This window comes from Alcanivorax sp. HI0044 (assembly GCF_001634945.1).
In genome coordinates, this window is record NZ_LWEZ01001881.1 from 12,253 (window position 1) to 31,639 (window position 19,387).

Sequence of the window (19,387 nt, forward strand, 5' to 3'; positions counted from 1 at the left end):
GGGCATAGTAGCCTGGGGGCGAGTCGAGCTCCCCCTCTATCAGAATGGCAACCGAGTGAGATCACTTCATGGCCTATCAGGGACAAGAAAACTTTGACCATCAGCAACCCGATAAAATCGGTGTGCTGATCACCAATCTGGGCACCCCGGATGCGCCAGAAGCCGGCGCTCTGCGTCGTTACCTGCGCGAGTTCTTGTCCGATACCCGGGTGGTGGAAATTCCCCGGGTTATCTGGTTCTTCATTCTTAACATGGTGATCCTGGTGATTCGCCCGCGTCGCTCCGCCCAGGCGTATAAAGGTGTATGGACGGAAAGGGGCTCGCCGCTGCTGGTGCACAGCCAGGACCAGGCGGATGGCATCCGGGCGCGTCTGCAGCAGAAATACGGTGACGGTGTGGTGGTGCGTCTTGCCATGCGTTATGGCAATCCATCCATCGCCAGTCAGCTGCAGGCCATGGAAGACGATGGTGTGCGCCAGTTGTTGGTGCTGCCCCTGTACCCGCAGTACTCGGCGTCCACCAACGCCTCAACCTTCGATGCGGTGGCACGGGATTTCATGCAGCGGCGCTGGTTGCCGGACCTGCGTTTTATCAGCCATTACCCGGATTACCCGCCTTATATTCAGGCCATGGCCGGCCACATTGCGGCCTACCGGAAGCAGCATGGCGCCGCAGACAAATTGGTCTTCAGTTATCACGGTGTGCCCAAACGCTTCCTGTTGAAGGGAGATCCGTACTTCTGTGAATGCCACAAAACCTCACGGCTGCTGGCCGAGGCACTGGGGCTTGCCGATGATCAATGGATGACGACGTTCCAGTCTCGTTTCGGGCGGGAAGAATGGCTGCAGCCTTACACCGACGCCACCCTGAAATCCCTGCCCGGGCAGGGCGTGAAATCCGTGCAGGTTTTTTGCCCCGGCTTTTCTGCGGATTGCCTGGAAACGGTAGAGGAAATCGATGAGGAGAACCGGGGTTACTTCGAGGCGGCCGGTGGCGAGTCTTTTGCCTATATCTCTGCCATGAATGCCGAGCCGGCGCACCTGGATGCCCTGACTCAGCTTATCGAAGATAATCTTCAGGGCTGGGAGCTGTTGGAAAATGACGCCGTGGGCCTGAGAGAGCGACAGCAGCGAGCCCGCCAACAGGGCGCGGACCGTTAGGGAACCTTGAATAACTCCTTGCGTACTCAGTCTTTCAGGCTGGCTCCCTCGCTCATATCGCCCTTCCTTGCCTCAAACGCCCGCCTATGCGGGCGTTTTGCTGTCAGTCCCCCATTTGGGGGATGCGCGGATAGCGCTGCCTGATTACTCTGAACCTCAAGAGATAGGGAGGAACCGGGGTGTCGCGGGACAAGGATCTGGCAGAGATTATGGACGCGATTTATTTCGCGGCGCATCAAAGAGATGGATGGCAGGATTGCCTGGACCGGATCAGTGTATTGAGCGGTGGGCAATCCGCTCAACTGTTGATGCTGAATAGGGAGAACGACCAGCGACTGGGCGGTTATCAGAGTAGCCGCGCCCTTGCAAAGTCCGACAGCCGTGGCGCGTCCGCGCTCACCCTGTGTGATGTTCGGCATGATACGGACGATGCACTATTGGTGCTGACTGTGCAGCGTCCAGCAGAGCAGGGCGAGTTTGGGGCTGCTGTAAAGGAATTGATTGAAGGGCTAATGCCGCACATTGCCAGAGCCCTTCGTCAGGAGGAAGCCGCCAGACTATTGGATGATCGTCAGATTGCGGTCTACCGGCAAAGACAGGGAGCCATGTTGCTTCTGGACGGTCAGCAGAACGTGGTTTTCGTGTCTGCGGAAGCAGAGAAGCAGTTGATGAGAGCAGCCTCGGTGAGGCTCGAAGAGAATCGCCTGAGACTGTCCTTTCGACAGTCTCAGGTGCAGCTGGATGCGCTCATGCAGGAGTGCCTAACGCGCAAATACACCGGGATGGTGAACATTGGCGATGCAGGGAAGGAGTCTATGCGATTGCTGGTCAGTACGGTGCAGCCTCGCGATGAAGCGTTGTTCCTGTCGCATGGTTTGCTGGCGGTCTTTATCGTCGCAGAGCCGAGCGAAGAAAATAGTGAAGAAGAGTTGATCGGACAGTGTCTGGGATTGACCGAGTCGGAGTCGCGGATTGCCAATGGAATTGCGCGCGGTCAAAAGCCGGGGCAAATCGCGGATCAACTGAACCTTTCTGTGCACACCGTCCGCCATCACATCAAAAATATCTACCGTAAGACCGGGGCGCATTCCCAGTCACAACTGACCGCGCTGGTGCTGAATTTGCCGGTATAAGACATGAGCTTGGGACGATAATCTTTGTGGTATTGTTTGAGCAGGGGGAAGAAAGAGGCGGGTTATGTTTGTTGGCAAAGGGCTGAATGCTTTACTGGACGCCCTCTACTACGCACCTTACGAAAAATCCGGCTGGCAGGAGTTCCTGAACCGGATGGTGAGCCTGTCTGGCAGTCGTTCGGCGCGTATCCTGGTGATGAACAAGGATGCCGACCAAGTGTTCAACGGCGTGCAGGTTAACACCGATGCCAGTGCTCACAAGGCGTTTGTAGAGCACTATGTGAACCTTTGCCCCTGGCGACCCGGATTGGCTTCGCTGCCGCCGGGTAAATTTTATTCCTCATTTCTGGATGGTATCTGCGATCAGAAAACGTTCTACCGGTCCGAGTTCTTCAATGATTGGGCCCGTGGTTTGGATATTCACCATGGTGCCAGCGGAACGGTTTGGCAGCACGAAGGCCAGACCATACAGATGTTTATGCAGCGTACCGGCGGGCAGGGCCATTTTACCCGTAACGAGACCAATGCCTTTAATGCACTAACGCCACATATTCGCCGCGCTCTTCGGCTTGAAGCAATTATCCACCAGCGTAAACAACAGCAGGATTATCTGGAGCAACAAGGCCGGTTCGGTGCCATGTTGTTGCTGAATGTTCGCAAAGAGGTGGTGTACGCCTCCGAGTCTGCCTGGGAAATGCTGCGTGCAGAACCCTCTCTTCGCATGCATACCAGAAAACTGCGTCTAAAGAACAAGGCCGCACAAGATCTACTGGATAGACTGCTCGCCGCTTCCTTCGATGGCAGCAATGTCCATGCCCCGGTAACTGGCGGTGTCGTCCCGGTATGGCGTTGCGGGCGCACGCCCTTGCTCATGCAGGTAATTCCCCTGCACCCGGATGCAGACAGTAGCCTGATGCCGGTCCCCGCGCACGTTGCTATCTATCTGGTGGATGGCGAACAGCAGTCGCAGATGGATCTTGGCAAGCTCGCCTCCTTGCTGGATCTCACCCCGGCGGAAGCGCGTGTTGCGGCCCTGGTTGCGCAGGGCGAAAAGCCGGCGGATATTGCCGCCAGTGGCAATGTTTCTCTCCACACGGTGCGTAGCCAGATTAAAAGCATTTTTATCAAAACCGAAGTCACCAGCCAGGCCCAGCTCACCAAACTGGTCAGAGCCCTTCCTGTCCAACAGCAGGTTACTCAGCCCCGCGTTCCTTTCCTGCTTTCCAGTGCGGGTTAGTTTTCATTCAGGTTTATTTCAAACGCTTTGTATTTTCTGGTCTGAACGGTAAGTGATTACCCATCCCCAATATTGGGGATGTGTGCATCGTTTGTCCCCGTTAGCCTGCTTCTTTGTGATGAATTGAGAAAGAAAGGGTTTCATCGAATACATGCGAAAGGGGGCGACATCATGAATAGAGTGCAAGCGGTCAGGCAGATTCTGGCCATGGGGCTGGCTTTGGTTATTACGGCCTGTGGTGGCGGAGGGGGCGGCGGCGATGGCAGCAGCTCGGCCGCCGCAAAGAGTGCGGGGAGTGGCAAAATTCAGGGGCCGATAACCGGCCTGCGTTATGTCACCAGCTCTGGCATTCAAGGTGAAGTGGATGCTGGCGGAGGCTATCAGTACAAACAGGGCGATAGCGTCGATTTTTTTGTGGGTGACACCCTGCTGGCTACCGTGACGGGCACAGGCTATACCCCGCTGAGTCATCTGATTCCAGATGCCTTCTCTCCGGAAGGCACTCTCAAGATCCAATATCTGGTCAGCATTGATGTCGATGGCAATCTGGATAACGGTATCCAGCTGGACAGTTCAGTGAATGAGGTGGCGACCAATGCCTTCCTGGACTGGTCCAATGAGATCGACGTGCAAGGCTTGCTGGCTGATACAGCGGGTGAAGGGGAAATGCTGACCGAGGCAGAGGTTGCCAGAGTGGATTTCCAGAAAATGGAGATTCTTACCTCCCAAGGCAGTCGCGTCACCGATATTGCCCCAGGGAACTTCAATGCCATAGAAATTATCAATTACGGTTACTTTGAAGGCTGCGCAGCGGGCTTTTCCGATGCTGACCTGAGTGTCACCAGCACAGATCCCCTCAACGTGACCCTGTCCCTCAATAATGGCGACAGCTTCCTTATCGACAGCAGTGCCTATGCCATAGGTTCGCAAGACCCCGAATTTACGAAGCCTGCGGATGTACTGCATGAAAACGGTCAGGCTTACCTGATCTCAAGCGTAAGGCTGGCCAACGGTATTACCGGACTGGGTTTGCGGACTGGGGATTATGGCCGAGGAAAAATTGTGGAATCCAATGATGGCCTGGTTGCCAGCCCTGCCAGCATGATCGAGGTCTCCGATGCGCAGGGCTGTACCTTCCGGTTGCTGTTCAATACCAAGGGAGCGAGCAGTAAAGGGCTGTATGCCTTTCAATTCGGATTGGCGACGCGCGGCCCAGGCTCCACAGAGCTGGCCGTTTGTGGCGAGAACAGTTCATCGGACAATCAGCTATATATGCCCATTGGCAATTACACCCTGTCGGCGTTTGGTGGGGATGTGACGGTAGAAGGAACTTATCGCAATAATGTTACCGGCGTGGAAACCAGCGAAACCTTTGATTGCAGCGAACAAATCCCGGAACGTGTCGTCAAGGGGAATCCTTTCGATTATTGCCTGGTCGGCTTCGACAATATTGCCAGCTGCCAGGACAAGCGCCAGGCACAGGAGGCGGGCATTCCGTTGGATTATGCTGAGGTCATGGTCTCCGTGGGAGGAGAGCAGGTCTTCAAATATGTTGAGGGAAGTGAGGCAATCCTGGATACCGGCGGGGGGGATTACCCTGCGCATATTATTGTTGATGGATCCTGTACAGAAGCCACCCTTCCTACAGAGGCGGCAAGGCAGGAGCTATTGGCTATGGAAGATTCTTTCGGCTACTCCTACCGTTCCGGTGAGTGCCCTGCAAAATCCAGTTATCCCTACTCCTGCGCCGTAGAGGTTGACAAAACCTACTTCTACTACACCCAGGATTATCTGGATTTGATCGGTGGTGAAGCGTTTCTCCCTTGTGGTGATGGTGATACGTCATCAGGCGATTATGGGTCGGGTGATGGATCTGGTGATGTGGGGATAGATGAAGACAGCATCGTGCCGGTGCCATCCTCCGGCGGTGAGGTCTCAGGCTATATTTTTGACAGTACCTGGGAGAGTAATCGCTTTTCCTTTTCACCGTCAGCGAGCGGCTTTTTTTGCGGTTATGCAAGTGCTGGCGAGATTGACGTGCAGGCATGGCTCTGCGACGACGAAAGTTGCATGGGGGCAAGCGGAGGGTGGGATGGCGATCCTTTCAGTGAGCAACTGGAAAGCAGCAAAACCTACTATATGTATGTTGATACAGAGGTAGACCTTGCCGATAACTTTGATCCTATTCCGGTCACGCTTTCAATCATGGAGGAGCCAGGGTCAGGTTGTCCTGAGGAATAAGATTTGGCAGGGAAACTGACAGTTTCCCAATAGCCGGAAAGAGGCTTCGGGGTAAAGACTCTGCGCAGAACGGCCAGAGACTGCCCCCGAAGGGGTCGTACAGAGAATTACCAGGAAGAGGCGTATTCGACTTCCTTGAATGTATCCCGCCTAATCCCGGACCTGGTCCGGGATCTCCTGCCGTTAGAGGCAATGTTTCCCGTGGGCCGAGTTTTCGTAGTCAGATCAAGGGTATATCGATCAAGGCCCTGATCAGTCAAGCCTGCGCACCTCACGGATTAGGGCTTTTCTTGCTCTCAAGCGTAGGTTGGTTCCCTTTTTTTCTCCCATGCAATGATGCAAGAAGTGGTTTCCCGGTGAGCAAATGCTTATCCCCCATTTGGGGGATGTGGATTTTTTTCAGTATGGCTACTTTTCTTTGAGTGAATGAATGGCAGTGCGACAGGCGCTGCCGTTGGTGAAACTCGAATGAGGGTAGGGGAAATGACGACAAAGAGCCGGTTTATACGAAGCGCGTTGGCAATTGGTGTGGCGGCGGCGTTGTCCGCCTGTGGCGGTGGTGGAAGCAGCAGTGCGCCCGCCGACAATGGTGGGAACAACTCCGGGATGAAAATGTCCGGGGCCGCCGTGAAGGGGCCGTTGGCCAATGCACCCGTCACGGCTTATCGCATTGATTTGGCTGCGGAAAATTTGCAGGGTGCGAGTGTCGGAGAAACGCGCACTAATCAGCAGGCAGCCATTGAAAGCCTGACATTGAAGCCAGTAGAGGGGCCTTTCCTGCTGGTGATTACCGTCGACGGAGAAACCACGGACTTGTCCACCGATGACGGCAGTGCCGCCATGCAGACGCTGAAAACCATTGTGACCCAGTCGCAATTGAGTGGAAATCAGCCGGTTTATGCGACGCCGATGACCACAATGGTGGTAGAGCTGTTGAGCAATAAAGCGCTCACAACAGAAAACTTCGATAGCGAGCTTGCTGCGGCGCAGGCGCAAGTCGCTACCACGCTGGGGTTTGGTATTGATCCAGCCCTGAATCTGTTTGAAACACCGCCTCTCTATGTGGAAGGCATGGAGGAGGCGGATTTCTCCTCCGTCGTGAAATATCGCATGGCGAATGAAGCGCTGGTTGCCGTAGCTACCGGGATCGGGGGTAGAACAAGTACGCCGGCGTCCTCCGATGAGGTTATCGCCATGCTGGCAGAAGACGCCAGCGATGGAATTGTAGACGGGGAAGTTGATGGCGCCCCTATCTCCGGGTTTTCCGGTACCAATGTGGTAGATGATCTGAACCAGGACCTGAGCGTGGTTAAGGTGCCGGGCACCGATACTCTTATCAGTGACATGGAAGATTTGCTGGCATCAGAAACAGAACAAACCGGAGTCGAGGTGGATCCCCCCGAGGATCTGGATGAAACCGTGGAAAACCCAGATCTGGAAGCGGATAGCGACCTGGATGGCCACCTTGACAGCGCAGACAACTGTCCTGGCATCGCCAACCCGAACCAGGAGGATGAGGATGCCGATGGTACAGGGGATGCCTGTGACCAGGACATGGACAACGATGAAATCCTGGATCATGAAGACAACTGCCCGGAAACGCCGAATTTTAACCAGGCGGATGGCGATAATGATGGTATCGGCGATGCCTGTGATCTGGATGCGGATAACGATGAGATCATCGACGCCGAAGATAATTGCCCGGCAATCCCCAATGCCAGCCAGCTGGATACCGACAGCGATGGCCAGGGTGATGTGTGTGACAGCGACGATGATGGGGACGGCGTTGCCGACACTTCTGACAACTGCCGCCTGACCCCCAATGCCAGTCAAACCGATGCTAACAGCAATGGCATTGGTGATGCCTGTGAAGAGGATACGGATGAGGACGGCGTGATTGATGATCTGGATAATGCCCCTCTTATCCCTAATCCTGGCCAGGAAGATTTTGACAATGATGGCGTAGGGGACGTGGCCGATGATGATATCGATGGTGACGGCCTGCCCAACGGCCAGGACCCGAATGATTTTGACCCTGACTCGGATGATGACGGGATTGAGGATGGTATTGATCCAGAGCCGACCAACTCTGTGACAACGCTGGATTTGATGATCACGGAAACCGTCGCCAGTTATCAACCCGGTGCGCTGATTGAGGCCAACAACCCTCCGTACAATGACAGTATGCGCTGCACGATTGGTGATCTGGTCGTCGGTGATAGCTCAAGTTTCTCGGAAACCTGGAAGCTGAAGGCTGACCTGGACCAGTTTACGCTGGAAGGAACCGATGAAGATGGCAGCTACAGTGATTCTGGCTCTTATGACAAAGATACCCGAATCCTCTCTCTGTCAGAGGTTGGTGATGTGGTTTGGGAAAACGAAGGCTGTGATGCAGACGGGCAGCAACGCTGTTATTACTTCTATACACAGGAATCCTATAACTGGGAAGCCACCTATCACCCGGGTGAGTCACCGAAGATAACGGGAACGATCACGGGAACGGAAACCTGGACATGGAATAACGACAGCCAGAAATCCGTGTGTCATTTCACCCTGAACTTTACGGCAGACTAAGCAAACCAATAACCCACCGTCATCCCGGGCTCGCCCCGGGATCTCCTTCCGTTGGCAGAGTGTTTGAAAAGGCTACGATGCTTTGAGGGAGACTCCGGGGCACAAGTGAAGCGCAGAGCAGACGACGTCTGGCCCCGAAGGGGTGAGCGTAGCGAATAACTCCGGAGTGACGGTGGCTTGCTATGTCGCCGTGCTCTTACCGTCACGCCGAGGTTATTTTCTGCGCCTCTCCCCCCCTTTCTCGGTACAGTCTGTACAACGCTAGATGCCCCCTTCCCGCACGCCTTTTCTGCTCTCCAGCGCGGGCTGATTCTCCTTTTCCTATCAGCCCCCGCCTGAATACCAAGGGGTTAACAGTTAGTTGCTGCTCATCCCCAATTTGGGGGATGCGCGCCGGGGACGCCAGTGGTCTTCTAGTGTCCTCGAAGAGTTTTATTCGCACTGGAGGGAACATGAAAACATTCAAGTATGGATCATTGGCGCTGGCGGTAATGCTCACTGCCTGTGGGGGCGGGGGCTCCTCGTCCGGTGGTGGTAAGGCGCCAGAGCCTTCCGCAAAGACGGAGACAGGGGTATTCACCGATAGCGCGGTCGCGGGTATCAGCTATCAGACGTCCCCAGGGAACAAGAGCGGAACGACCACGGCTCTGGGGGAATACAATTATGTTGAGGGTGATACCGTCATCTTTAGCATTGGCGATACCGAACTGCCAGCCGTAACGGCAACCGGGCGTGTCACGCCGGCGGATATGGCCGAAGGTAACGATGCGGATGTGGTAACCAATGTACTGCGGTTGCTTCAGACCCTGGATGACGACGGTAATCCTGACAACGGCATCACCATTAGTCAGCAAACGCTTGATAGCTTTGTTGGCAAGGATGTAGAGGTGAATCAGCCTGCCGGCGCTTTTGAAACCGAGGCGCAAACGGCGATCGGTGAAACCCTGGTAACAGAAGAAGAGGCCGAAGCGCATTTCGCCGCCTCTCAGCAGGCCGATCTACGCGGCAGTTGGCTGTTTGTAGACGACTATGGCCGCAATGTATTGAGTTTCCTGGATTATGATCGCTACATCATTGCTCATTCAAATGCTGATGATGGTGATCAAGAGGCTGCAACTGCCGAATGGGGAACCTATACCTGGGATCCCGTATCTGGCGACTTAACCCTGACGGTGTCCGGTGAATCCGATAATAGTGGTGGGTTGTCTGATCTGTCAGGTGAAACCGTGACATTACAGTTGGCCGATAGTGAGTTTGTTCTTACTGTCACGGAAGAGCTGTCGGATGATCAATTCGTAGACAATACGGTGACGTTTACGGCGATTGAAAGTTCGACAAATCCGCTTGTCGGTGCCTGGTATCTGGCAGAAGAGGGCGGCGCTTTCAATGTGCTGACCATTCTGGACGATTCCAACTACACCATAGCGCACAATGCCAATGAGGAATCCTATGAGGGCGCCTCTCCGATAGAGGTGTCTTCCGAGTGGGGAACCTATTCGACTAGCGGTGGCGCTTTCACTATCTCCAGTGTTGAGGCTGAAACGGACGGGCCGGGGGGGCTGTATGATGCAGATTCTCCTAATGCGCTTGAGTCCTATGAACAGCAACCGTGGGGCGACCTGGCCTTTACTCATGCCGACGACGGCAGCTTTAGTTTCAGTCGTATTGGCCGTTTCGCTGTGGAGCTGGAAGACCTGGCCGGGAATGCCAGTACTGTTATCGTCGAGCGTGAAGAAGATGGCTTCTTCGAAGGGATGGAGATTGATTTCAGCATTGACCTGGTTGGCGAAAATGACAAGGCCAATATTTATCTCAACGAAGATGGCACGGGCACGATGACCTTCGTGGACGATGGAGAATCAAACCCGATTAATGCACCTTGGGAAGCCACGACAAGCGGCACCCTGAGGTTCACTGAAGGCACTCCGGGTAATACCGGCAGTTGGACGCTTGCGCCGATCAAGAACAGTGGCTCGGATGCTGTGATTGTCGATTTCCGTCATATTGCTGGCTCTACCGAGAGCTTGCTCGGGTTCTTTGTCAGCGATGAGGCCAACCCTGTTGGCGAAGGTGAGGTTCTTCCTCAATAACACCTCGTTTGTATCCAGGTAAGAGGGGGGCGTGCCCCCTCTTTTTTTATGCTTTCTGGACGGTTAGGAGAAAAGGTTTTGACACTCCAATATCTATTCATTCAGCGTCCTCGTGAAGGGGGTGCTAACGAATAACACAGGGATGACAGAGGTGAGTACTACCGCAACAACGCTGCCAGAATTCGGCTGATCAGCTCCCCCTGTCGGGAACAACCGGTTTTCTGGAAAACCTGTTTTATCTGCGAGCGCACAGTGGAGACGCTGCGGCCCAACTGTTCGCTTATTGTCTGTACGTCTTTCCCGCTGACCAATTGTTCACAAACCTGCGCTTCAGCAGGAGTCAGCTCGAAATAGGTCGCAATATGCTCCGCGCGGGGAAGGGGGCGGTTGTCTGTTTCGTAGGCGCTGACCAGGGCGCCACCGGCAAGCAGGTCGCTGCTTTCGATGGGGCGGATCACGAATATCAGTGGGCTGCGTCCTTCTCGTTTGAGAAACAGGGTCTCGCTGCAATAGGCTTCCTTGCCCATGCTGGAGCGAACCACCTGGGCGGAGGCTCGAAAGAAGGCGCTTTGGACATCGCTTTCTGCGAAGCGGAAGCGTTCGTCACGAATGCCCAGGCAGCGCTCGCGGGCGATCAGCTCACGGGCAGCCTTGTTGGAGTAGAGGATGGTGGCCATGCTGTCGAGGACAAAGGTGGCGTCGGGGAGAACGTCAATGATGGCGGCCAGTGAGGAGGCCGCCTGGTTACGGGTCTCCAGTTGCCGGTAAAGCTGTACGGTCTGGCGGATATGCGGAACCAGTCGATTCAGGGCATCCAGTTCCGCCTGCTGATATGGGCCTTGTGCAACGGTACGCTGGATGGTGAGCACGAAGCTGTGGGTGCGGGTGGTATCAACCAGCAGCCAGGCGGAATCCAGCATGTCCTGTTCGTTTTCCCATTTGGAATAATCTTCATCGGGCTGGAAGTCTGGCAGCAGGGGCAGGGCAGCCTGGAACAGCCCTGGCGCCTGCTTGACTGCCTGGTTGGTGACCACGTCCTGGGCAATCATGTTGTTTTCCAGATACCAGGTGATGAATTCTTCGGACAGGCCGTGATACCAGAGGTGCTCCATGCGCAAGGGCTGCCGGTTGATGACCAGTAGCTGGGCGGCACAGCCCTTGATGGCGTTGGTCAGCTTTTCCAGAAAGGTATGAAAACCCTGCGGATGGGTGAGCGCGCCATAGAGTGCATGGAGCAGGTCGGGTTCATTTTGAAGTATCTGTGCTGGATTCATTCCGATGCCCCCATGGTGAATGCTTCCGGTGTGTATCTTTATGTCGGTCGGCGCTCCGGTGGCTTGCCGAGCGGCTGGGTGCAGGCGTGGAGATGCTGCGGGCTCTGCTCACCAGGGAGCGTGTCGCTTTGTTTTGGCTTTTCCGTACAAGGTGGCCGCTTTCTTCGGGCCCCAACCCGAACGGCAATTGCAGAAGAGCCACCAGTGTTCCCTTCCCCTGATTAGAGGATAGGGACTAGCTTAGCGGGTGCTGAGTGGATCGTGAAGTGCATCACGTTTTCCTGTGTCGCGAGGAGGTGAAAGAAAACGTGGGGCTGGTGTGGCCGAGGGGCTGCCGTCGGCAGCGCGATGCCTCCCCAGAGGAAAAGGCATTCTCGGCACTGGGAATGTCGAGCGGCAGAGGGTTCCTAAGTCTTTCTCTATGAACCCTGCGCGCTCTGGGGTAGACACTGTTTATGGCATTGCGGGCGATATGCCTGCAGCACGTTGCGGTGCGGCCGTGGGTGGAATCAGGCAGTAAGATGCCGAATCAGTTCATCGGTAAACTCGGTGGTGCTGGCGCGCCCGCCCAGATCCGGAGTGACGATTTCCCCCTGGCCGACCACGTGTCGCACGGTGCGGCGTAACCTTTTGGCCTTGTCGTGCTGTTCCATGTAATCGAGCATCATGGCGCCAGCCAGCATGATGGCGGTGGGGTTGGCGATGCCCTTGCCAGCGATGTCCGGGGCGCTGCCGTGGACGGCTTCGAACAGGCCGCCGTGCTCGCCGATGTTGGCGCCCGGTGCTACGCCCAGGCCGCCGATCAGGCCGGCACACAGGTCGGAGAGAATATCGCCGAACAGGTTGGTGGTGACGATCACATCGAAGCGATGAGGGTTCATGGCCAGCTGCATGGCCGTGGCGTCCACGATCATTTCCTCGTGTTCCAGATTCGGGTAGTCCTCGCGAACCTTGCGAGCCACATCCAGAAACAGCCCGGACGTGGACTTCATGATATTGGCCTTGTGTACCACGGTGACTTTCTTGCGCCCCTGTTTGGTGGCGGTTTCATAGGCGAAGCGCAGCAGGCGCTCAGACTCGGTGCGAGTGATGCGGCTGCGCAGCTCGGCAGTTTCGCCGTCGTCACTGACGGTTTGCCCCAGCCCGGAATAGATACCCTCGATATTTTCCCGAATGGTCATGATGTCCACATTGTCATAGCGGGATTTCACACCGGGAATGGACAGGGCCGGGCGCACGTTGGCGAACAGGTCGAAGGTCTTGCGCAAGGTCACGTTCACGGATGTGAAGCCGCCGCCCACCGGGGTGGTGATAGGGCCTTTCAGCGCCAGGCGGTTGCGTTTGAGCACGGCGAGGGTGTCTTCCGGCACCAGCTCCAGGCCCTGATCCAGAGCGGTCTGCCCTGCGATGGCATACTCAAATTTCAGACCGCAATCCAGCGCGTCCAGTACCCGTACCGTGGCATCCACGATATCCGGTCCGATTCCGTCACCGGGGATAACGGTTACGGTATTCTCGTTCATACTGCCTCCTGATTGCGGTTAATAAGAGTTGGGCGGGGTGTGCCCGGGGTTCAGATGCTGGGTCCAGTAAAGAATAGGGCCCCCATTCTGCCACGTCACGGTCGGCAAAATGAATGCCGACAAAAGTCGCAGGCTACAATGACAGAGTGTTTTTGGCGCAGAAGGTTCGCAGAGAAAGCCCGGGCAGAAGTGGAATCAGGGTCATTGTTCATCCTCGAGTAACTGGGCCCCGGTGCCCTGCTCGGAGAGTGAGTCATAGGGATTGCGCAGCCGGCAGGCCTTGATCGACAAGCACCCACAACCGATACAGTCGCTCAGTTGATCACGTAACTGGGTCAGGGCATGAATGCGCGCATCCAGTTGCTCCTGCCAGCGTGCGGAGAGTCGCTTCCAGTCACGGGCGGTGGGCGTGCGGCCGTCGGGCAGGCTGGCCATGGCGTCGGCGATTTCGGCCAGGGGAATGCCAATACGCTGGGCGACCTTGATCACGGCGACACGGCGCAGTACATCTCGGTGGTAGCGGCGCTGGTTGCCACTGCTGCGCCAGCTCTGGATCAACCCCTTGGTTTCATAAAAGTGCAGGGCGGATACCGCAACCCCGCTCCGGTCTGCCACTTCCCCCACGGTCAGGGCTTTACCGATATCGTTTGCGTTGATGAGGGTCATAGCTGCTCCCTGTCTCTTTCAATATTGACCTCAATATTGATTGAGGTTTTACGCTGAGCCTTCATTGTCGTCAACTGTTCAGGAGGTAATATGGCCACGCGCGATCCGCTGACTCTGGCTCTGGTGTACGGCAGTACCCGTGAAGGGCGTTTGTGTGACACTCTGGTCAATTGGGCTGCAGAGCAGATTCGGGATCTGCCCGATTTTGCGCTGCAGGTGATTGATCCCCGTGATTTTGCTGTGCCGGCGGATTTTCCGAATGCAGCATCCGCCAGTGTGCGGCAGTTGCATCACAGGCTGACAAAGACCGATGCCTTTTTAGTGGTTACGCCGGAGTACAACCACAGTTTTCCAGCCATCCTCAAGCAGGTCATTGATATCTCCAGTGCGGCCTGGAAAGCAAAGCCGGTGGCGTTTATCAGTTATGGCGGGGTGTCCGGTGGGTTGCGAGCGGTAGAGCTGTTACGGCTGGTCTATGCCGAGTTGCATGCAGTGACAGTGCGCAATGTGGTGAGCATCATCAATGCCGGTGACGAATTTGATGCCCATGGGCGCTGGCAATCGGAGGAGCAGAAGGCCCGCGCAGAGAAGCGTCTGGCGCAGCAAATGGCGGTACTTGGGTGGTGGGCGAAGAGCCTGAAAGCGGGGCGCCGACTCCCGGAGTTTGCGGCGGTTTCGTGAGCGTGCTGGTCGTCCTGCATATCCGCGCCCATAGGTGGTACCGGGTGTGCATAATGGTTAGCCGGTATAAGGTATGCTTGCCATCGGCGCGATGCAGTGAGAGTGGGAAGGCGTCCTTTGAAGGAGAGACAATGTGGATGCAGTAATTTCGGTCAACAATCTTAACAAGGTTTATGAATCCGGATTTCAGGCGCTTAAAGAGGTCAATCTGGAGATTCAGCCCGGGGAGATCTTTGCCCTGCTGGGCCCCAACGGCGCCGGCAAAACGACCCTGATCAGTATTATTTGCGGGATCGTCAATCCATCATCCGGCAAGGTCCTCGCCGATGGCCATGACATCATTACCGATTTTCGTGCCGCACGAAGCGCCATCGGTCTGGTGCCCCAGGAAATTTCCACCGACGCATTTGAAACCGTCTGGGCAACAGTGAGTTTCAGCCGCGGGCTGTTTGGCAAGCCGCGTAATGATGCCCACATTGAGAAAGTGCTCAAGGCGCTGTCGCTGTGGGACAAGAAAGACAGCAAGATCATGATGTTGTCCGGTGGCATGAAGCGACGGGTGATGATTGCCAAGGCGCTTTCCCATGAGCCCAAGATCCTGTTTCTGGACGAGCCTACGGCGGGCGTGGATGTAGAGCTGCGCCGGGAAATGTGGGAAATGGTTCGCCAGCTGCGCGAGCAGGGCGTCACCATTATTCTGACGACCCACTATATTGAAGAGGCCGAGGAAATGGCTGACCGCGTGGGTATTATCCGTCAGGGCGAAATTATCCTGGTGGATGAAAAGTCCCGGCTGATGGAAAAGTTGGGGCGCAAGCAATTGACAGTACACCTGGCAGAACCGCTTGATGCGATTCCCGCCGCCATGGCGGACGAGGCGCTGGCGCTGGCCGATGAGGGCTACTCGATGGTTTATACCTACGATGCCAACCAGGAAAACACGGGCATTGCTGAATTGCTGCGTCACCTGAGCGAGCAGGGTATTGAATTTAAGGACCTGCATTCACGGCAAAGTTCGCTGGAAGATATTTTCGTGGATCTGGTGCATGGCACGCCACAAGCCTCACGCGGTACGCAACACGTAAAAACTGAAACACCGGAAAGCCTCTGATGCCGTTTGGTGTTCTCGTTTGGCTGCTCCCGGAAGGATTAATCAATGAAAGTGAATATGCATTCCATTAGCGCTATCTACAAGTTCGAGATGGCGCGCACCTGGCGTACCCTGATGCAAAGCGTGGCCTCGCCGGTGATTTCCACCTCTCTTTACTTTGTGGTGTTCGGGTCGGCCATCGGCTCACGGATGGTCGAGATTGACGGCGTCAGTTACGGGGCGTTTATTATTCCCGGCCTGATCATGTTGTCCTTGATGACGCAAAGCATTTCCAATGCGTCTTTCGGGATATACATGCCTACCTTTTCCGGCACCATTTACGAGGTGTTATCGGCGCCGGTGTCCTATGTGGAGATCGTAATTGGCTATGTGGGGGCGGCAGCAACCAAGTCCACGATTCTAGGCGTGCTGATTCTGCTGACGGCACGATTGTTTGTGGACTATGACGTGCAGCATCCTTTCCTGATGATTGGCTTTCTGCTGCTGACGGCAATCACCTTCAGCCTGTTTGGCTTTATCATCGGGGTATGGGCGGACACGTTTGAGAAGCTACAGATCATTCCCTTGATGATCATTACCCCGCTGACTTTTCTGGGAGGCAGTTTCTACTCCATCGACATGCTGCCGCCGGTTTGGCAGACGGTGACCTTGTTCAACCCAGTGGTCTATTTGATCAGCGGGTTCCGCTACAGCTTCTTTGGTGTGGCCGATGTGCACATCGGGATCAGCCTGGGCATGACGTTGCTGTTTCTGACGCTGTGCATGGGGCTGGTGTGGTGGATCTTTAAAACCGGATATAAATTGAAAAGCTAGGAAGGTTCATCGCGAATCTCCGGTGCTTTACCAAATGCTCGATGCCAGATGCCTGACAGCCAGGGTATTCAGGTCTTGAATGCAGGCGTCCGTCGTCGGGCATCCGGCGTCAAGCGGTTGCCCGGGCTGCCTAATCAGGCGCTGACGCCTGCCTGTGTTCCGCGCAATTTGCTAACGTCCGCACGCGGCGGTGCACCGAACAAGCGGCTGTATTCCCGGCTAAAGTGGGAAGGGCTTTCATAACCCACACGATAGCTGGCGGTGGCCGCTTCCAGGCCTTCGGTGAGCATCAACCTGCGTGCTTCATGCAAGCGCAGCTTCTTCTGGAACTGCAACGGCGACATGCATGTTACCTGTTTGAAACTGTGGAACAGGGTGGACTCACTCATGTTGGCTGAATCAGCCAGATCCTTTACCCGCAGTGGTTCCGAATAGCGATCCTTGAGGGTCGAGATGACCCGCGATATGCGGTTGGCCTGGGAATCCGTCGAGGCGAACTTGCGCATGCGCGGTCCCATCTCGCCAATCAGTGAGCGGTAGATGATTTCCCGGCGGGTCAGTGGGGCCAGCACCGCGATATCGTCGGGCGTGGTCATCAGGTTCAGTAGTCGGTGCAGCGCGTTCTGCATGGGGTCATCCATGTGTGACATGCACAGGCCACAGCCCACTTCCGGGCATTCTTCGCTTGGCTCATAACGGCCAACCTTGTCTCCCAGTTCCAGCACCAGGTCGGTGACTTCCTGCGGGTCCACATCAATTTTTACCGCCAGGTAGGGATGATCCGGTGAGGCATCAACAATCTGCCCGAGTACTGGCAAGTGTACCGAGCTGGCCAGATAGCTTGATTTTTTATGGTTCATGGGGGGTTTACGTCAGGCATCCGGCGTTGATGCGTTTGGTAAAGTATCGGGTATTCGCGATAAACCTGTCAGACGGCGAGAAGCGTGTTATTCAGAGGTTCCCTAATCCACGAAGAACCTTTTTTGTTTCCACCCCTTCTGCCAATCGCCCCCACGATTGCTTACCATCAGGGCTGACTGTCAGCGGATAGAGACCATGATTGTTCGAGAGCGCCCCAATGCCATCGCCCTGTTATTTGCCCTGCGGGGATCAGTGGTGCCGGAAATCCTGCCACACATTCTCTTTGTTGCATTATTTTCTGTGGTGGTTGCCGCGCTCAGTCACTACCAACTGATAGACCTGACCAGCCTGACGATTATGCCGGTGACCCTGCTCGGCATCGTGTTGTCGATCCTGCTCGGCTTTCGCAATAACGCGGCCTATGACCGCTGGTGGGAAGCGCGCAAACAATGGGGCCAGATGGTCACTGAAATTCGCAGCCTGGCTCGAGCCAGCGGCACATTACTGGGCGAAAAGGCTTCGGCCCGGCGAGCATTGTTGATGCCGGTGCTGGCCCATGCGGTGGCGCTGAAGGGCCAGCTTCGCCGCGAAACCGTCAACGAGGAACTGTTGGCCTGGGTGTCAGCGGAACAGCGGGATGCGGCGCTGGCGAAAGCCAACCCGGCGGATGCGTTGCTGGCACAGGCCGGCGCCATACTGGGTGAGCAGTACCGGCAGGGGGCGCTGGACAGCATGGGGCTGAAGATACTCGATGAACGACTGGCGGCGCTGAGCGGTATCCAGGCCGCCAGTGAACGTATTGCGTCCACGCCCTTGCCGTTCGCCTATACCTTGCTGGTGCATCGCACCGCCTATGTGTACTGCTACCTGCTGCCCTTTGCGTTGATTGGTGGCATGGGCTGGGCAACCCCGATACTAGCGGCGGCGGTGGCCTATACCTTCTTCGGTATCGATCGCCTGTCCGAACATCTGGAAACCCCTTTCGGCCGCGCTCCCAATGACCTGCCCCTGGATGCGCTGTGTCGTATTCATGAGATTTCCGTGGCGGATGCCCTGGGCGAGGTTGCGCCTGCGCCCTTGCCGGTAAAGGACTTTCAGCTTCAGTAAGCGTTTTCGATCCGCCTCGCTATGTTATCTCCATAAGCCGGATGGGCCGGCGTGAAGAGGGGAAGCAACATGAAAAAGTGGATGGGGTTTTCAGTATTGATTGTGGCGTTGCAAACCGCGCCGGTGGTGGTGGCGGCGAATGAAGTCTGTGCGGGGCCGTTCACGCGTCCGGCCTACAGTGAGGTGCTGGGCGCCTTCGAATCGGACAATGCCCCCAAATTGCGTTGCCCGCAGGGCACGACGCCCATTCAGGCGGGCACCTCGGCATACCCGAATTACTTGATGGGCTATATGAAGAGCGAGCCGCTGGGGAACGGCAAGGTCCGTAAAACGCTGGATTCCATTGACTATGAATGCCTGTGCTCGTCCGGCCGCAAAACCGGCTCTGCCACCTATTCTCAGTAGTCCCTTTGTCCGTCAGCATGATGCCCTGATTGCGTTCGATCAGGGCATCATGCTGATATCAAAGCGCAACAAAAAGCCTCCACACTGTTGCGGTTTGTGCATGGCGGCTAACCGGGAAAAGTCGTGCAATGGAAAGGGCAGGGATTGTTGATCCCGTAACAAACACAACAGGGAAGGGAATCGTGATGGGTAAATTAGTCGGCATCTTTATCGCCATGCTGTTCGCCAGTGTCGCCAGCGCCAACGGGGCATTAGGGAGCCTCTGAATAACTCCTTGCGTACTCAGCGTGGCCTGAAGGGTGCAGCTGTTGTGTTTTGCCGCAACGGTCAGGGTGGCTCCCTTTCCTAGCGACAAAGCGCAGCAGATGTGCCCTTCAGGCCGCGCCCTCCGGGTCTTCCAGGCTGGCCCGCACTCGTTGTTGCGCTTTTTCGACAGGCAACCAGCATGCCATCAAAATCGCGCCTAGATTGCGAGCCAGCCTGAAAGACTGAGCATGCAAGGAGTTATTAA

Annotated in this window: 14 protein-coding genes and 1 pseudogene; 11 read left to right on the top strand and 4 right to left on the bottom strand. The window is 55.9% G+C overall.

Going from position 1 to position 19,387, the window contains the following annotated elements:
- Nucleotides 1-68 precede the first annotated feature (68 nt).
- The 6 genes from hemH to A3730_RS28120 all read left to right on the top strand — a co-directional run bounded on the left by hemH (nt 69) and on the right by A3730_RS28120 (nt 10,435).
- Nucleotides 69-1,160: a ferrochelatase gene (hemH, locus tag A3730_RS28090; protein WP_063521601.1), complete on the top strand. Its 1,092-nt coding sequence runs from the start codon at nt 69-71 to the stop codon at nt 1,158-1,160.
- A 209-nt stretch (nt 1,161-1,369) separates the two neighbouring features.
- The gene (locus A3730_RS28095) at nt 1,370-2,293 is read left to right on the top strand and encodes a helix-turn-helix transcriptional regulator (RefSeq protein WP_156501421.1); all 924 of its coding nucleotides are present in this window, start codon (nt 1,370-1,372) and stop codon (nt 2,291-2,293) included.
- Between the two features lie 64 nt (nt 2,294-2,357).
- Complete coding sequence (locus tag A3730_RS28100; protein WP_063539392.1) at nt 2,358-3,530, top strand: helix-turn-helix transcriptional regulator; 1,173 nt, start codon at nt 2,358-2,360, stop codon at nt 3,528-3,530.
- A gap of 123 nt (nt 3,531-3,653) precedes the next feature.
- Nucleotides 3,654-5,771 carry a hypothetical protein gene (locus tag A3730_RS28105; RefSeq protein WP_156496653.1) on the top strand — a complete coding sequence of 706 codons (2,118 nt, stop codon included), beginning with the start codon at nt 3,654-3,656 and terminating at the stop codon, nt 5,769-5,771.
- 516 nt (nt 5,772-6,287) lie between these two features.
- Nucleotides 6,288-8,345 carry a thrombospondin type 3 repeat-containing protein gene (locus tag A3730_RS28110; RefSeq protein ID WP_063518619.1) on the top strand — a complete coding sequence of 686 codons (2,058 nt, stop codon included), beginning with the start codon at nt 6,288-6,290 and terminating at the stop codon, nt 8,343-8,345.
- Nucleotides 8,346-8,797: 452 nt separating this feature from the next.
- A complete protein-coding gene (locus A3730_RS28120; RefSeq protein ID WP_063518617.1) occupies nt 8,798-10,435 on the top strand; it encodes a hypothetical protein in 1,638 nt (545 codons plus the stop codon).
- Nucleotides 10,436-10,593: 158 nt separating this feature from the next.
- On the opposite strand, the gene A3730_RS28125 is transcribed toward A3730_RS28120, so the two are convergent.
- The 3 genes from A3730_RS28125 to soxR form a co-directional block, all read right to left on the bottom strand.
- A complete protein-coding gene (locus A3730_RS28125) occupies nt 10,594-11,709 on the bottom strand; it encodes a helix-turn-helix transcriptional regulator (protein ID WP_063518616.1) in 1,116 nt (371 codons plus the stop codon).
- Nucleotides 11,710-12,218: 509 nt separating this feature from the next.
- On the bottom strand, nt 12,219-13,232 hold the full coding sequence (locus tag A3730_RS28130) for an isocitrate dehydrogenase (protein ID WP_063518615.1): 1,014 nt from the start codon (nt 13,230-13,232) through the stop codon (nt 12,219-12,221).
- A gap of 201 nt (nt 13,233-13,433) precedes the next feature.
- The gene (soxR, locus tag A3730_RS28135) at nt 13,434-13,898 is read right to left on the bottom strand and encodes a redox-sensitive transcriptional activator SoxR (RefSeq protein ID WP_063518614.1); all 465 of its coding nucleotides are present in this window, start codon (nt 13,896-13,898) and stop codon (nt 13,434-13,436) included.
- Between the two features lie 90 nt (nt 13,899-13,988).
- Between soxR and A3730_RS28140 the strand changes: the two genes are divergently transcribed.
- From A3730_RS28140 to A3730_RS28150, 3 genes are all read left to right on the top strand, one after another.
- Nucleotides 13,989-14,579, top strand: coding sequence for an NADPH-dependent FMN reductase (locus A3730_RS28140; RefSeq protein ID WP_063518613.1), 591 nt, complete (start codon nt 13,989-13,991; stop codon nt 14,577-14,579).
- 133 nt (nt 14,580-14,712) lie between these two features.
- Nucleotides 14,713-15,690: an ABC transporter ATP-binding protein gene (locus A3730_RS28145; protein ID WP_063539394.1), complete on the top strand. Its 978-nt coding sequence runs from the start codon at nt 14,713-14,715 to the stop codon at nt 15,688-15,690.
- A 51-nt stretch (nt 15,691-15,741) separates the two neighbouring features.
- Entirely contained in the window at nt 15,742-16,503 is a 762-nt protein-coding gene (locus tag A3730_RS28150) for an ABC transporter permease (RefSeq protein ID WP_063519059.1), read from the top strand.
- Nucleotides 16,504-16,637: 134 nt separating this feature from the next.
- On the opposite strand, the pseudogene A3730_RS28155 reads toward A3730_RS28150, so the two are convergent.
- A pseudogene (locus tag A3730_RS28155) lies at nt 16,638-17,345 on the bottom strand (AraC family transcriptional regulator N-terminal domain-containing protein); the annotation flags it as partial.
- Between the two features lie 214 nt (nt 17,346-17,559).
- Here A3730_RS28155 and A3730_RS28160 point away from each other — a divergent pair.
- Both A3730_RS28160 and A3730_RS28165 read left to right on the top strand, forming a co-directional pair.
- The gene (locus A3730_RS28160) at nt 17,560-18,471 is read left to right on the top strand and encodes a bestrophin family protein (protein ID WP_063519056.1); all 912 of its coding nucleotides are present in this window, start codon (nt 17,560-17,562) and stop codon (nt 18,469-18,471) included.
- Between the two features lie 69 nt (nt 18,472-18,540).
- Nucleotides 18,541-18,876: a hypothetical protein gene (locus A3730_RS28165; protein WP_156496839.1), complete on the top strand. Its 336-nt coding sequence runs from the start codon at nt 18,541-18,543 to the stop codon at nt 18,874-18,876.
- The last annotated feature ends 511 nt before the right edge of the window (nt 18,877-19,387 follow it).